Origin of the sequence: Streptomyces sp. NPDC001663, from assembly GCF_042893105.1 — a bacterium.
GTDB lineage: Bacteria > Actinomycetota > Actinomycetes > Streptomycetales > Streptomycetaceae > Streptomyces.
Window position 1 is genome coordinate 98,134 of sequence record NZ_JBIAUR010000009.1, and the last position, 15,058, is coordinate 113,191.

Consider the following 15,058-nt stretch of genomic DNA (forward strand, 5'->3'; position numbering starts at 1 on the left):
ATGACGTTGGGAGGCACCATTGCGCACCCGCCCGAGACGACTGCTCGTAGCGGCCTTGGCCCTGTTCACGGCCGCGACCGCGCTGCCGGCCGCCGCGGCCGAACAGGACGGTCGCCAGGAACATCCCTCGCACGGCGGACTGTCCGCCGTCATCCGCTACACCGAGTACGGCATTCCGCACATCGTGGCCGGGGACTACCCGGACCTCGGCTTCGGCACCGGTTGGGCGCAGGCCGCCGACCAGGTGTGCACGCTGGCCGACGGGTTCGTGACCGTCCGCGGCGAACGTTCGCGTTTCTTCGGGCCCGACGCGGCGACCGACTTCTCCCTCTCGTCGGCCTCCGACAATCTCTCCAGCGACCTGTACTTCCGGGGCATGCGGGAGACCGGAACGGTGCAGAAACTGCTCGCCGAACCGGCGCCCCGGGGCCCCAGCGGGGACGTCAAGGACCTGATGCGGGGCTTCGCCGCCGGGTACAACGCCTGGCTGGCGCAGAACCCGATCACCGACCCCGCGTGCCGGGGCGCCGCCTGGGTGCGGCCGGTCACCTCCGTGGACGTGGCCGCCCGTTTCTACGCCATCGCCGTACTCGGGGGCCAGGGCGGCTCCGTGGACGAGATCACCTCGGCCCGGCCACCCACCGGCTCCACGGTCAACGCTCCGGACGCCGACGCCCAGGCCCTGATCAAGGCCGTCCGCGCCCGTTCCACCGACGCGGACATGGGGTCGAACGCGGTCGCCTTCAGCGGCGCCACCACGGCGAACGGCCGCGGTCTGCTGCTGGGCAACCCGCACTACCCGTGGCACGGTGGTCGCCGGTTCTGGCAGGTTCAGCAGACCATTCCGGGCGAACTCGACGTCGCCGGCGCCTCGTTGCTGGGCACGCCGACCGTCTCCATCGGCTACAACTCCCGTGTGGCGTGGAGCCATACCGTCTCGACCGGCGTCCCGTTCAACCTGACCCGGCTGGCCCTCGACCCTGCCGATCCCACCGTCTATCTGGTGGACGGCAAGCGGGAGCGGATGACGAAGCGGACCGTGTCCGTGGCGGTCAAGGACGGCGCCCCGGTCACTCGCACCCAGTGGTGGACGCGTTACGGCCCGGTCGTCGCCGACGCCGAGGGCGATCCGCCGCTGCCCTGGACGGCCACGACGGCGTATGCGCTCAACGACCCCAACGCCGCGAACCTGCGGTTCGCCGACACCTCGCTCGGCTTCGGCAAGGCGCGCAGCACGGCGGACGTCCTCACCTCCCTCGCCCGGCATCAAGGGCTGCCCTGGGTGAACACCGTCGCCGCGGACTCCTCGGGGCACTCCCTCTACACCCAGTCGCAGGTGCTGCCCCGGATCACCAACGACCTCGCGGCGCGCTGCTCCACGGACCTGGGCAAGGTCACCTACCCGCAGGCGGGCCTGGCGGTCCTCGACGGCTCCCGCGGCGACTGCGCGATCGGCAGTGACACCGACGCCGTACAGCCCGGCATCTTCGGGCCCGCCCGCATGCCCACGCTCAGGGACGCGCCGTATGCGGAGAACTCCAACGACAGTGCGTGGCTGACCAACCTCGACCGTCCGCTCACGGGGTACGAGCGGATCTTCGGCACCGTCGGGACGCAGCGCTCGCTGCGAACGCGGGGCGCGATCGAGGACGTGGCGGCGATGGCGCAACGGGGTGGCCTGACCGTAGGGGACCTGCAGCGGCAGGAGTTCGCGAACCGGGTGCCCGTGGGCGAGCTGGCCGCGGCCGACGCGGCGAAGGCGTGTGCCGCGCTGCCCGGGGGCACGGCAACTGCCGGTGACGGCACGGCGGTTGACGTGCGCGAAGCCTGCCCGGTGCTTGCGGCCTGGGACCGGACCATGGACACCGACAGCCGTGGCGCCCTGCTCTTCGACCGCTTCTGGCGCAAGCTGATGGCCGCGGTGCCGCCCGCCCGGCGGTGGAAGGTGCCGTTCTCGGCGGCGGACCCGGTCCGCACCCCGAACACGCTCAACACCGGCGCGCCCGGCTTCGCCACGGCCCTCGCGGACGCGGTCGCCGAGCTGCGGTCGGCCGGCATCCCGCTGGACTCCCGGCTCGGGGAGCACCAGTACGTCGTGCGGAACGGCGAGCGCATGCCCGTCCCGGGCGGCACGGAGGAGCTGGGCGTGTGGAACAAGATCGAGCCGATTTGGGACGCGGCTCAGGGCGGCTACACGGAGGTGTCGTTCGGCTCCAGCCACATCCAGGCGGTGGGCTGGGACGGCAGCCACTGCCCGGTGGCCCGCACCCTGCTGACGTACTCCCAGTCCGAGAACCCGAACTCGCCGCACTACAGCGACCAGACCCCGCTGTTCTCCGGTGAGAAGTGGGTGACGGCCCGGTTCTGCGAGAAGGACATCCTGTCCTCGCCGGCGCTGAGGATCATCCAGGTCGGCGAGCACCGCTGACCGGCCTACGGCCCCGTCCTGCGCAGGGTGCGCGGGACGGGGACCGTTCAGTGTCCGGCTTCAACGCCGCCCGTCCTGCTCGACCGGTACCGGGCGGCCCGTGAACGCGTCCAGGAGGATACGGTCGCCCAGCGGCCGGTCCAGTTTCACCGGCGTCCTCTCGCCGAGCAGTTGGCTGGTGCAGGCACCGTCCTTGGTACCGACGATCGAGGCGGACAGTACGACGCTGTCGTCCGTCTCCAGGACGTCCACGGCGGGGCCGTCGTCGCAGGCGCCGTGCGAGGCGATCACGGTGACGGACCTGCCGCCGTCGGTCACCTCCACCAGCCGTTCGACCGGCCACAGTTCGTCACTGGGCACCTCCGCCGCCGGGTCGATCGGCGCCTTGGGCGGCCGTGACGGGCTCAGGGCGACCCGCTTGAGCGGGGTGTCGTAGCCCTCGAGCGTGAACAGCCAGGCCGGGACCGTCGCCGGGCCGCGGCTCGTGGCCAGCGTCGTCTCGCCGAGCTTCGCGTCGGTGACGGTGAGGTGCGGTCCGTCGTTGCCGCCGCGGGCCACGGTGTCGTAGGCCTCGCGTGCGGTCATCAACGGCAGACTGAGCGATCCGCCGCTCTCCCACTTCACCTGGCCGTTCTTCTTCGGGGTGGTGGGGAGGGTGCCGCGGAGGACGAAGTTCTGTGTGGTGTAGGCGCGTTTGTCGGCGTCGGTGTGGAAGGCGCCCTCGGGCAGCTCGAGCACCTCCCCCATGGGGTAGTAGCCCTTCGCCCACACCCGTGCGGCCTCGGAGCCGTGCCAGGCGTCGGCGACCTCACGGGCGCGGCCCTGCGAGTTCCGCACCGAGTCGTCGCCGCGGCTGCCGGCCTTCTCACTGCCGCAGCCGGCGGCGACTCCGCTTCCGGCGGTGCACAGGGCGAGTGCGACCAGCACTTTGATTACGCGAGCGGTGTGCCTGCGCATGGGGTCCCCCAAGGGCCGACGGATACGGCGAACGTGGTGCCGTTCCTGTGACGCACCGGCCCTGGGCCAGGTTCGTTTCGGCCACCGTCCACTGGGCCCTGTTGCCGCATCGTGATGCGACGTGCCCCAGTCACACCGGCCGCGTACGCCCCTCCCAGTACGGATCCCGCAGCCGCCGCTTGTACAGCTTCCCGTTGGGATCGCGCGGCATCTCGGCGATGAAGTCGACGCTCTTGGGCCGCTTGTAGCCGGCGAGTTGCTCGGCGCAGTGGTCGAGGATCGCGGTCGCGAGGGCTGGGCCCGGTTCGTGGCCGGGGGCCGCTTCGACGACCGCCTTGACCTCCTCGCCCCAGTCGTCGTGCGGGATGCCGAAGACGGCGGCGTCGGCGACGGCGGGGTGGGCGAGCAGGGCCGACTCGATCTCGGCGGGGTAGATGTTGACGCCGCCCGAGATGATCATGTCGATCTTGCGGTCGCGGAGGAAGAGGTAGCCGTCCTCGTCGAGGTAGCCGAGGTCGCCGACGGTGAAGAAGTCGCCGATGCGGTTCTTCTTCGTCTTGGCCTCGTCCTTGTGATAGGCGAAGCCGCCGGTGTTCATCTTCATGTAGACGGTGCCGAGTTCACCGGCGGGCAGCCGGTTGCCGTCGTCGTCGAAGACCGCGAGTTCGCTGATCGGCCAGGCCTTGCCGACGGTGCCGGGCTTCTTGAGCCAGTCCTCGGCCGTCGCGAAGGCCCCGCCGCCCTCGCTGGCCGCGTAGTACTCCTCCACGCTCTCGCCCCACCAGTCGATCATCGCCCGCTTGACGTGGTCGGGGCAGGGGGCGGCGCCGTGGATGGCGTGCCGCATGGACGTGACGTCGTAGGAGCGCCGGACGTCCTCGGGCAGTGCGAGCAGCCGGTGGAACTGGGTCGGGACCATGTGGGTGTGGGTGCACTTCTCACGGTCGATCAGCCGGAGCATCTCCTCCGGTGTCCACTTGTCCATCAGGACCAGGCGGTGGCCGATGTGCAGCGACGCGCCCGCGAACTGGAGCACGGCCGTGTGGTACAGCGGCGAGCAGACCAGGTGGACGTTGTCGCCGTACGGCCTGATGCCGAAGATGCCGAGGAAGCCGCCGAGGTAGGCCTCCTCGGGCCGCTTGCCGGGCAGCGGGCGGCGGATGCCGCGCGGGCGGCCGGTGGTGCCCGAGGTGTAGTTCATGACCCAGCCGAGCTCGCGGTCCGCGGGCGCCGACTCCGGTTGTCCGTCGAGGAGTTCGGCGTACGGCCGGAAGCCCTCGACCTCGCCGACCGCGTACCGGTGGGTGGCCGGGAGGCCCGCCTCGTCGGCGGCGTGGCGGGCGGGCGCGGCGAACCGCTCATGGGCGATGAGCACCTTCGAGCCCGAGTCGGCGACGATCCAGCCGATCTCCGGGCCGACGAAGTGGTGGTTGACCGGGACCAGGTAGAACCCGGCCTGGCTGGCGGCCAGATAGGCGGTGAAGAACTCGATGCCGTTGGGCAGGACGACCGCAAAGGCGTCGCCGCGCTTCATGCCCGCGGCGCGCAGTCCGTGCACGAGGCGGTTGGCGGCGGCGTGCAGGCGTCCGGCGCTCCACTGCTCGCCGTCGGGGGCGATCAGCACCGTGCGGTCGGGGTCGGTGCCGGCCTGGGCCCAGAATCCGGCGGGGGGCGTGCTCGTCACTTGCCGCTCCTTCCGGCGATGCGGTTGATGCGGTCGACGGCCTGCTCGAAGCCGCGGGTGAGGTCGTCGAAGGCGGCCTGGACGCTGCGTTCGCTGGTCATCCGGCCGACGATCTGGCCGACGGGTGTGCCGAGCAGGGGTTCGACCTCGTACTTCTGGATGCGCGAGACGGCTTCGGCGACGAGCAGGCCCTGCAGGGGCATGGGCAGGGTGCCGGGTCCCGCCGGGTCGTCCCAGGCGTCGGTCCATTCGGTACGGAGCTGGCGTGCGGGTTTCCCGCTCAGGGCGCGGGAGCGGACGGTGTCGCCGGAACCGGCCGCGAGCAGCTTCTCGATGAGCCTGGGCGAGGGCAGTTCGGCCTCGGTGGTGGTCAGCCACAGGGAGCCCAGCCACACACCCTGCGCGCCGAGGGCGAGCGCCGCGGCCACCTGCTGCCCACTGCCGATGCCGCCGGCGGCGAGCACGGGCAGCGGGTCGACGGCGTCCACGACCTCGGGGGTGAGCACCATGGAGGCGATCTCGCCGGTGTGCCCGCCGGCCTCGTAACCCTGGGCGACGACGATGTCGATGCCGCCCTCCTTGTGCTTGACGGCGTGCCGGGCGCTGCCCGCGAGCGCGGCGACCAGCACGTCCTGCTCGTGGGCACGGGCCACCACGTCGGCCGGCGGCGAGCCGAGGGCGTTGGCGAGGAGCCGGATCGGATAGTCGAAGGCGACGTCGAGCTGGTTGCGGGCGACCTGCTCCATCCACCCAGTGATGCGCCAGCCGGACACCTCGCCCTCGGCCAGCTCCGGCACCCCGTACTTGGCGAGGGTGTCCTGCACGAACTGCCGGTGCCCCTCCGGGATCATCGCCTCGACGTCGGCTTCGGAGACGCCCTCGACCTTCTTCGCGGGCATGACCACATCGAGGCCGTACGGCTTCCCGTCGACGTGCGCCTCGACCCAGTCGAGGTCGCGTTTGAGGTCGTCGGGGGCGGTGTAGCGGACCGCGCCGAGCACTCCGAAGCCGCCGGCCCGGCTGATGGCCGCTGCGACGGCGGGGAACGGCGTGAAGCCGAAAATGGCGTGCTCGACTCCCAGTTTCTTGCTCAGCTCCGTCTGCATGGGCGCAGAATGCCGCAGTCCTCCGGTCGACGGAAGAGCTTTTCTGATACACCGTCAGATTTATTGGGCGGGATGCCTTGTTGACATGCCTCACTGCCGACACGAGTGTTTCTCGGGTGACCGATGACGCAGCAGGCGGGCTCGGACTCTCCCGACGCCAACTGGCCCGAAGAGCCATGGCCTTGGGCGGCGCCCTGGCCATCGCCCCGTTCCCGGCCGGCCCGGCGGCGCAGGCAGCGTCCGGCTCCGGGCACCCCACCCTGCACCACGGCTCCCCGGAACGCGCCGGCCTGCTCCCGGCCCACCTGCGTCAACTGGTCACGGACGCCGAGGCGTTCCTCGGCCCCTCCCCCAGGCACCCCTGGTACGCGGGCGCCGTGCTGCTCGCCGGACGCGGCGGCACCGTCGCACTGCACCGGCCCATCGGCATGGCGGTGCGCTATCAGGCGTACGACGAGAAGACCGACACCGGCGTCGAGTTCCCGGCCGACCAGCAGATCGCCATGGCCGAGGACACCGTCTTCGACCTGGCCTCGGTGTCCAAGCTGTTCACCTCGCTGCTGGCCGTGCAACAGATGGAGCGAGGCGCGCTCGAGCTGGAGGGCACGGTCGCCTCGTACGTCCCGGAGTTCGGGAAGGCGGGCAAGCAGGACATCACGATCCGTCAGCTCCTCACCCACACCTCGGGGTTCCGCGCCTGGATCCCGCTGTACAACGCACCGACGCACGACGAGAAGATCCAACTCGTCTTCGACGAGGCACCGATCAACCCGCCCGGCACCAAATACCTCTACTCCGACCTGAACCTGATCTCCCTCCAGTTGGTGCTGGAAAGGATCACCGGCCGCCCGCTGGACGTCCTCCTCCGCGACGAGATCACCGCACCGCTCGACCTCGATCGCACCCGCTACAACCCGCCCGCCTCCTGGAAGCCGAAGATCGCGGCCACGGAGGACGCCCGCAAGCCCTGGTCCGGCCTGGACCGGGGCCTTGTGTGGGGTGAGGTGCACGACGAGAACGCCTACAGTCTCGGCGGAGTCGCCGGGCACGCCGGGGTGTTCTCCTGCGCGTGGGACCTGGCGGTGCTCGGCCGGACGCTGCTCAACGGCGGCCGCTACGGCCGGGCGCGCATCCTGCGGCCGGAGTCGGTCGAGTTGATGTTCACCGACTTCAACACGGCGTTTCCCGGCGACGAGCACGGCCTGGGCTTCGAGCTTTACCAGCACTGGTACATGGGTGCGATGGCCACCCCGCGCACCGCGGGGCACACCGGCTTCACCGGGACCTCACTCGTCCTGGATCCGACAACCGACTCCTTCCTCGTCGTGCTCGGCAACTCGGTACATCCCGTGCGCAGTTGGCGGTCCGGTTCCGCTCCGCGGGTCGCCGCGGGCAACAACCTCGCGCGCGCCGCGCCCGTCCGTCCCGCCCACGGCCGTACGGCATGGTTCTCCGGCATGGCGAGCGCGGCGAGCGCCACGCTCACGCTCCCTGCGCTCGACACGACGTCCGAAGACGTACGACTGTGCGCCGCCCTGTGGTGGGACACCGAACCCCAGTCGGACGTCCTGATCCTGGAGGCCACGACGGACGGCGGCACGACCTGGCAGCCGGTGCCGTTCACGACGGTGCGCCGGGGCGAGGATCCGCAGGAGCACCCCTCGGGCTCGGTCACCGGCTGGTCGGGCCGGGCCTGGCACCGAGTGACGGCGGCGCTCCCGGCACACGCGGGACTGGCTCTGCGCTGGCGGTACACGACCGACAAGCTGTACGTCGGCCGGGGCGCATACGTCGACGGGCTCCGCGTCGAGACGACGGACGACGACGTCCTGTTCGACGAGGCGCGACCGGCCGACTCGGCGCGGATCGTGGCGGCGGGGTGGGTGCCGTCGGCCGATTAGCCGCCGCCTTCAGCCGATCGGGCCCCGCCGTCGACGGGTGCTGACCTGCGAATCCCCCACCACCCCACTACCGTGAGCAGCGATCGATGCACGGAGAGTGGGAGGCGTCGGATGGCCAGAAGGGTGGCGACCGCGCTCGCGGTGGGCGTGGCGGTGGTGTGTGCGACCGGCCTGGCGGCCGCGCCCTCGGACTCGGACCTGCAGGTGGTCCGGCTCGACCCGGACCCCGCGCCGCCCGGCGGCCGTACCGTGGTGCACGCCTTCGTGTCCAACCAGGGGCCGGACCGGACCGCCTCGCCGTTCACCGTGGTCGTGGACCTGCCCCAGGGATTCACCGCCGAGGGGCCGTACTTCCCGGAGGACTGCCGGGCCGACGCGGCCGGCCGCGTGGTGCGGTGCACCTTCGGGGCCGGGCTGGCGCGGCTGCGGACGGCCACCGCGCTGGTTCCGGTCCGGGTGGACGCCGACGTGCCCCCCGGCGCCAAGGCCGAGGGGCACGTCCAGGTGGTCAGCGACGACGACTGCGCTCCGGGGAACGACCGCACGCCGTTCACGCTGTCCGTCAGCTGATCAGCGGTACACCTTCACGTAGTCCGCCTGCATGGTGAGCGGCGTCGAACCACTGGGCGCGGGGTGGTACTGGCCGGCGCAGACCGACAGGTTGAGGATCAGGTACGCGGAGAAGTTGCTGCCCACGCCGTGGCCGTCGGAGTAGACCTTCTTGCCGTTGACGTACCAGTCCACCGAGTCGGCACCGTAGTGGGTGCCTATGGTGACCCACTGACCGGGGGCTATCGCGCCGGAGTCGGTGTAGTAGTCGGAACCTGAGGTGACGTGGCTGGTCAGCTCCAGCAGGTTCGGGTTGTCCGGGTGGTACTCGAAGGAGTCGATCTCGCCGTTGCCGTCCTTCCAGGTCCACAGGGCCGGCCAGGCGCCGCTGCCGGAGGGCAGCTTGACCCGGGTCTCGGCGTAGTCGCCGGTCTTCACCTGGAAGCCGCCGCTGGAGCCCTCGGTGGTGAGCAGGCCGGTGGCCCACGCCTGCTTGCCGTTCTCCAGGGTGTGCGAGGAGGGCTGGGCGGTGAAGGTGGCGATGCCGCCCGAGGTCGTGACCTTGCCCTGGTCCAGCCAGTCGAGCTTGTTGTCGTCCGGGTTGTGGTCGCCGTAGCGGTAGGACGAGCTCGTGTCGCCGACCCACTTCGAGCCCCAGGCGATGCTGCTGGAGAAGTCGTCCGACCAGGTCAGGGACTGGCCGGAGATCGGCGAGCCGCTGCCACCGGTCGGCGTCGGGCTCGCGGTGGCCGAGGCCGCGCCGACGGTCAGCTTCTTCGACGGCAGGTTGTGCCAGGCCCCGCCGGACTCCTGCCAGAAGCCGAAGATCGTGTACGTGCCGGCGGGCAGCGTGCGTGAGCCGCTGGTGAACTTCACACCGCTCGGGCATATTCGGACATTCGAGGCGTTGCCCGGGAAGTCCAGGTTCTTGCCGGCCGCGTCCCGCACGCCGACGCCGAGCGTCTTGGCCGTGAAGCAGCTGGACGAGTGCACGGTCAGCTTGGCCGAGGTCGCGACGCCCGCGGTCATCGTGGTCGGGGTCAGGCTGTCCTGAGTGACGGACGGGGCGGCGGAGGCCTGGCCGGCGAGCGGCAGGAGCAGCGCCGCCGCGGCTGCGCCGGCCACGCCCAGGCGGGCAGGAGACATGGAAAGGTGCATAGTGGGGGCTTCCTCGACGGAGCCTGCGAGGGGAGCTGTTCTGAACGGACCGCAGTCCCCGTCTCCGCAGGTCTGGGCGTTCCGGCGGCGGAGGCCACCCGGGACGGACCCCCGCAGGCTAGGCAGATCGGCCGTTTGTGTACAACGAGATGTGACTCACACCGGATGATCGACAGTGCGTCGAGGACGAGGCTCCCCCGGCTGCGCCCCTAGCCCGCTCTCGCTGCCAGTACAGGCTGGTAGAAGCCTCTGGTGTCCGGCGTGTGCCAGGCGAGGTCGGCGAAGCCGGCCGCGGCCGCCGCGTCGGTCACCTCGCTCCGGGTCAGCGCCCAGGACGTCGTACGGCGCACCCGCACCTCCCAGTCCTCCCCGTCGGGCAGGAGCTGGAAGTACTCCTGGTCGTAGTGTTCGCCGTCGTCGTGCCAGTGCCAGAGCTGGAAGGTGATCGAGCGGCCGTCGGCGCCGTGCGACACCTGGGGAGGCGCGGCGGCCGGGCGGGTCCGGCGGAGTTCGTCGTAGTCCCGGAGGGTGAGCAGGAGCAGCCCATCGTCCCTGAGTACGCGCCGCATGGCGCGGAGGGCGGCCGCCACGTCCTGCCCGGTCAGCAGGTGTGCGAGCGAGTTGTCGGCGCAGACAACGACGTCGAACTCGCCTGACCGGAAGGGCAGTTGGCGCATGTCCGCCGCCACGACCGGAAGGCCGATCCCGCGGGCATCGGCTTCTGCGGTGGCCCGGGCGGCGGCGACGGGGCTCAGGTCGCTGCCGACGACCCGGTGTCCGGCGCGGGCGAGCCCGATCGCCTGGGTGCCGATTCCGCAGGCGCAGTCGAGCAACTTGTGTGGCCCGGCGCCGAGTTGGCGGCGGACGAGGCCGTCCAGTGCCGCGGCCTGGCGGGTCATGCTCGCTTCCCAGTCCGGGAAGATGCGGTGGTAGTCGGCGGCGAGCGAGTCGTAGAAGTCCCGCGCCGAGTCGGTCACTCGCCCGTCGCCTCCAGTACCGCCATCGCCGCGTTGTGCCCCGGTACGCCGCTCACTCCCCCGCCGCGCACGGCGCCCGCCCCGCACAGCAGCACGTTCGCGTGCCGGGTCTCCACGCCCCAACGGCCGGTGTCGTCCTGGGCGTAGGGCCAGGCGAGTTCGCGGTGGAAGATATTGCCGCCGGGCAGGCGCAGGTCGCGTTCCAGGTCGAGTGGGGTCTTGGCCTCGATGCAGGGCCGGCCGTCGGCATCGACGGCCAGGCAGTCGGCGATCGGTTCGGCGAGGTGGGCGTCGAGTTGGGCGAGTGTCGTCTTCAACAGCTCGTCCCGTACGGCGTCGTTGTCCCGTTCGAAGAGCCGGGCGGGGGTGTGAAGGCCGAACAACGTCAGTGTCTGGTAGCCCTGTTCGACCAGGTCCGGGCCGAGGATCGTCGGGTCGGTGAGGGAGTGGCAGTAGATCTCGGAGGGCGGTGCTGCCGGGAGTTCGCCGGCGGTGGCCTGGGCGTGGGCGGCGGCGAGTTGGTCGTAGCCCTCGGCGATGTGGAAGGTGCCGGAGAACGCCTCGCGTGGGTCGACGGAGCTGTCGCGCAGCATCGGCAGCCGTTTGAGGAGCATGTTCACCTTGAGCTGGGCGCCCTCGGCGGGAGCCGGGGCTGCGTCGCCGGTCAGCTCGGCGAGTGCCTGCGGGGAGGCGCCCACGAGGACGTGCCGGGCGGCGGCGACGCCCTCGCCGTCGGGGGTCCGGTAGGTGATCTCGGCGGTTCGGCCGTCCGTGTCGATGCGCACGGCCTCGTGGCCGGTGGCGATGACGGCGCCCGCGTCCCGGGCGGCGGTGGCCAGGGCGTCGGTGAGGGCGCCCATGCCGCCGACGGGGACGTCCCAGGCGCCGGTGCCGCCGCCGATCACGTGGTAGAGGAAGCAGCGGTTCTGGCGCAGCGAGGGGTCGTGGGCGTCGGCGAAGGTGCCGATGAGGGCGTCGGTGAGGACGACGCCCCGGACGAGGTCGTCGGTGAAGCGCTCCTCGATCGCGACGCCGATCGGGTCCTCGAACAGGGTGCGCCAGGCCTCCTCGTCGTCGATGCGGCGGCGCAGTTCCTCGCGCTCCGGCAGCGGCTCGGTGAGGGTCGGGAAGACCCGCTCGGCGACGCGGCCGGTCATGCCGTAGAGGCGCTGCCAGGCCTCGTACTCGCGGTCGGAGCCGGTGAGCCGGGCGAAGGCCTCCCGGGTGCGCGCCTGGCCGCCGCCCACGAGGAGTCCGGTGGGCCGGCCTTCCCGTTCCACGGGGGTGTACGAGGAGATGGTGCGGGTGCGGATGCGGAAGTCGAGGCCGAGGTCCCGCACGATCTTCTTCGGCAGCAGGCTGACCAGGTACGAGTAGCGCGACAGCCGCGCGTCGACACCGGCGAACGGCCGGGTGGAGACGGCGGCGCCCCCGGTGTGGTCCAGCCGCTCCAGCACCAGTACGGAGCGTCCGGCCCGGGCCAGGTAGGCGGCGGCGACCAGGCCGTTGTGTCCGCCGCCGACGATCACGGCGTCGTAGGTGCGGTGCGTCGCGAGTCCCTCGTGTGCAGGCATGGTTCTTCGTAACACGGGGTGATCCACCTTGGCGAGAGAACGCTTCTGCAGTGAGTTCCTCCCTCCACTTGGGCGAGGCACCGTCAAGTCGTCCCGTGCGCACGCCGAACCTCATCTCTGCATGCCTGGTCGGTGGCACGTGTGGGCGAGGAGACGCGGAATGAACGGGAAGAGGACGGGATCATGGGCGGGCAGTCTCGGACGGAAGATGCCGTTCTGGGCCTCTCGCAAGGAGCGCGGGCACTGGGAACAGAAGGAACTCCTGCTCGCGAGGATCGCCGAACTGGACGCCGTCCTCCATGCCCTCGAAACGCGAGCGCTCGAGGACAGTGAACGCAGCGCCCTGGCCCCGTACTACGCGGAGAAGGCACGCGCGGAACTCGATGCGGCCACGAAGACCCTCGAGCATGAAGACCATCCCATGATGAGGGGAGCGGCGCACACGGGCGTCGCCCAGTCGCACGTCGACGCCGCGCTGAACCTCATGGTGTGGCTGGCGTCGCTGGACGACGTCAAGGCGCTCCTTCCGCAGATGGTGGCCCTCGTCGAGGAGCACTTCACACCCACCGATCCGCGCCACGAGCGCATCACTGAGATCGCCGGCAAGCTCAACGATCCGAACAACTCCAAGCTCGCGCCCAGCGACCGTGCCTTCCTCGCCGAGACGGTCAGCCTGGCCCGGCGGCTGCTGCGCAAGGAGACGCTGCGGGTGCGGAGCTTCGTACGGATCGTCGTGGTGGTGACGATCGGTCTGACGCTCGCGGCGGTGGGCCTCGCCATCGCCGCCTATGCGTGGAAGGACATGGTCCCGCTGTGCTTCACACCGGAGGTTCACGGCAAGTTCCAGGTCGTCTGCCCGACGCAGGCGAGCGCCGTCAGCGCGACCAAACCCACGACAACGTCGATCGCCAATACCGCCCGTGAAGGTGACTACCTCGTCGTCGAGATCGTCGGTGTCGTGTCCGCGGGGATCGCGTCCGCGGCGGCACTGCGGCGGATCAGGGGAACTTCGCTGCCGTACAACGTGCCGGTGGTGCTCGCGCTGCTGAAGCTGCCGACCGGTGCGCTCACCGCGGTGCTCGGACTGCTGCTGATGCGCGGTGGGTTCATCCCGGGGCTCAGTGCGCTCGACTCGACGGCTCAGATCATCGCCTGGGCCGTCGTCTTCGGTTACTCCCAGCAGCTGTTCACGAAGTCCGTCGACAACCAGGGGCAGGCGGTGCTGGACGCCGTCCGCGGTCCCGGTCTTCCCGCGCCCTCGGTGGAGGACGGAAAGCCTTGACATGCTCCTCGCCCTGAAGGGCGAGGATTTTGGCCTTCCCTGGCTGGGCGCTGTGCCGCTAGGCGGCACGGTTTCCGGTCGGGAGTCCCTGGCTTCCTGTTTCTTCGCGCTGTGCCGGGATTACTCCCGGTCTTACCGGCGCTCCGCAGGCCGATACCGCCAGTCCGGCGGCCGTCTTCACGTTGAGTGCGGCGTTGTGGTCCCGGTCGTGGACGGTGCCGCAGGCGGTACAGGTCCATTCCCGGACGCTGAGGGGTTTGGGTCCGTCCACGGCGCCGCAGGTGGAGCAGGTCTGGGAGGTCGGCTCGAACCGGCCGATCTTCACCAGGGTGCGGCCGTAGCGCTGCGCCTTGTACTGGAGCATGTTGATGAACTGTGCCCATCCGGCGTCGTGCACGGACTTGGCCAGCCTGGTGCGGGCCAGAGCCTTCACCGACAGGTCCTCTACGGCGATCCCTTGGTTCTCGGAGATCAGCCTCGTGGAAAGCTGATGGTGGAACTCCCGGCGCGCGTCGGCGACCTGGGCGTGGGCGCGGGCAACCTTGCGGCGGGCCTTGTCGCGGTTCTTCGATCCCTTCTGTTTGCGGGACAGCTCTCGCTGGGCCTTCTTCAGTTTCTTCTCTGCGCGGCGCAGGAACCGCGGGGAGTCGATCTTCTCGCCGGTGGACAGGACCGCGAAGTGACTCAGGCCGAGATCGATGCCGATGCTCTGGTCGGTGTCGGGCATCCGTGCCGCATCAGCGGCGGGGTCGGTGTCGATGACGAAGGACGCGAAGTACCGGCCGGCCGCGTCCTTGATCACCGTGACCGAGGACGGTGTGGCGGGCAGGGTGCGGGACCATTTCACCTTCACCGCGCCGATCTTCGGCAGGCTCAGCCGGCCGCTGCCGGTGAGGTGCCAGCGGGCGTTGGCGGTGAACCGGATCGACTGCCGGGCGTCCTTACGGGACTTCAAGCGCGGTGCGCCGAGCTTCGGGCCCTTGCGGGTGCCTTTGAAGGAGGCGAAGAAGTTCTTGTAGGCGGCCTCGGCATCCCGCAGGGACTGCTGGAGTACGACGGCGGAGACCTCGCCCAGCCAGGACCGCTCCGCCGTCCGCTTGGCCTGGGTGATCAGGCGCGTGGACAGCTGACCGGCTGTCGGGAACGGCAGCTCGGCCCTGCGGGCGTCCTCGCGGGCCCGCACCGCGTCGTTGAACACGACGCGGGCGCACCCGAACGCCCTGGCCAGCGCGGCCCGCTGAGCGGCGTCGGGGTACAGCCTGAAGGCGTACCGGAGCTGCATGACGATCACACTAGGCACATCGAACCCACGTCGTCACCGGGAACAGACGAGCGACCCGTCACCGTCACGAGCAGGGTCCGGCTCCGCCGGAACGCCACCGCGACGCTCCGCGTCCCCGCCACGAGAGTCGGTTCACCTGCGGCCTGAAGGCCGGAGCACT

At 70.8% G+C, this 15,058-nt stretch carries 11 protein-coding genes; 4 read left to right on the top strand and 7 right to left on the bottom strand.

From position 1 onward, the window contains the following. The first annotated feature begins 19 nt into the window (after window positions 1–19). Window positions 20–2,428, top strand: coding sequence for a penicillin acylase family protein (locus ACFY1L_RS28175; protein ID WP_388830129.1), 2,409 nt, complete (start codon window positions 20–22; stop codon window positions 2,426–2,428). 60 nt (window positions 2,429–2,488) lie between these two features. Here ACFY1L_RS28175 and ACFY1L_RS28180 read toward each other — a convergent pair whose 3' ends face one another. The 3 genes from ACFY1L_RS28180 to ACFY1L_RS28190 form a co-directional block, all read right to left on the bottom strand. Next, window positions 2,489–3,355, bottom strand: a complete 867-nt coding sequence (locus tag ACFY1L_RS28180; RefSeq protein ID WP_388830132.1) for a hypothetical protein — start codon at window positions 3,353–3,355, stop codon at window positions 2,489–2,491. A 160-nt stretch (window positions 3,356–3,515) separates the two neighbouring features. Then, window positions 3,516–5,069, bottom strand: coding sequence for an acyl-CoA synthetase (locus ACFY1L_RS28185; RefSeq protein ID WP_388830135.1), 1,554 nt, complete (start codon window positions 5,067–5,069; stop codon window positions 3,516–3,518). Continuing rightward, window positions 5,066–6,175 carry a nitronate monooxygenase gene (locus ACFY1L_RS28190; protein ID WP_388830138.1) on the bottom strand — a complete coding sequence of 370 codons (1,110 nt, stop codon included), beginning with the start codon at window positions 6,173–6,175 and terminating at the stop codon, window positions 5,066–5,068. Before ACFY1L_RS28190 ends, ACFY1L_RS28185 begins: the two co-directional genes overlap by 4 nt. 176 nt (window positions 6,176–6,351) lie before the next feature. On the opposite strand from ACFY1L_RS28190, the gene ACFY1L_RS28195 reads away from it, so the two are divergent. Both ACFY1L_RS28195 and ACFY1L_RS28200 read left to right on the top strand, forming a co-directional pair. Further along, on the top strand, window positions 6,352–8,076 hold the full coding sequence (locus ACFY1L_RS28195) for a serine hydrolase (protein ID WP_388831081.1): 1,725 nt from the start codon (window positions 6,352–6,354) through the stop codon (window positions 8,074–8,076). Window positions 8,077–8,187: 111 nt separating this feature from the next. Then, the gene (locus ACFY1L_RS28200; protein WP_388830141.1) at window positions 8,188–8,646 is read left to right on the top strand and encodes a hypothetical protein; all 459 of its coding nucleotides are present in this window, start codon (window positions 8,188–8,190) and stop codon (window positions 8,644–8,646) included. On the opposite strand, the gene ACFY1L_RS28205 is transcribed toward ACFY1L_RS28200, so the two are convergent. The 3 genes from ACFY1L_RS28205 to ACFY1L_RS28215 form a co-directional block, all read right to left on the bottom strand. Beyond that, window positions 8,647–9,771 (bottom strand): hypothetical protein, encoded by a 1,125-nt coding sequence (locus ACFY1L_RS28205; RefSeq protein ID WP_388830144.1) that lies wholly within the window; start codon window positions 9,769–9,771, stop codon window positions 8,647–8,649. A gap of 221 nt (window positions 9,772–9,992) precedes the next feature. Continuing rightward, entirely contained in the window at window positions 9,993–10,760 is a 768-nt protein-coding gene (locus ACFY1L_RS28210; RefSeq protein ID WP_388830147.1) for a class I SAM-dependent methyltransferase, read from the bottom strand. Next, the gene (locus ACFY1L_RS28215) at window positions 10,757–12,334 is read right to left on the bottom strand and encodes a phytoene desaturase family protein (protein WP_388830150.1); all 1,578 of its coding nucleotides are present in this window, start codon (window positions 12,332–12,334) and stop codon (window positions 10,757–10,759) included. Before ACFY1L_RS28215 ends, ACFY1L_RS28210 begins: the two co-directional genes overlap by 4 nt. A 160-nt stretch (window positions 12,335–12,494) precedes the next feature. On the opposite strand from ACFY1L_RS28215, the gene ACFY1L_RS28220 reads away from it, so the two are divergent. Next, the gene (locus tag ACFY1L_RS28220; RefSeq protein ID WP_388830153.1) at window positions 12,495–13,616 is read left to right on the top strand and encodes a hypothetical protein; all 1,122 of its coding nucleotides are present in this window, start codon (window positions 12,495–12,497) and stop codon (window positions 13,614–13,616) included. Window positions 13,617–13,674: 58 nt separating this feature from the next. On the opposite strand, the gene ACFY1L_RS28225 is transcribed toward ACFY1L_RS28220, so the two are convergent. Next, window positions 13,675–14,898: an RNA-guided endonuclease InsQ/TnpB family protein gene (locus ACFY1L_RS28225; protein WP_388830156.1), complete on the bottom strand. Its 1,224-nt coding sequence runs from the start codon at window positions 14,896–14,898 to the stop codon at window positions 13,675–13,677. Window positions 14,899–15,058 lie beyond the last annotated feature (160 nt).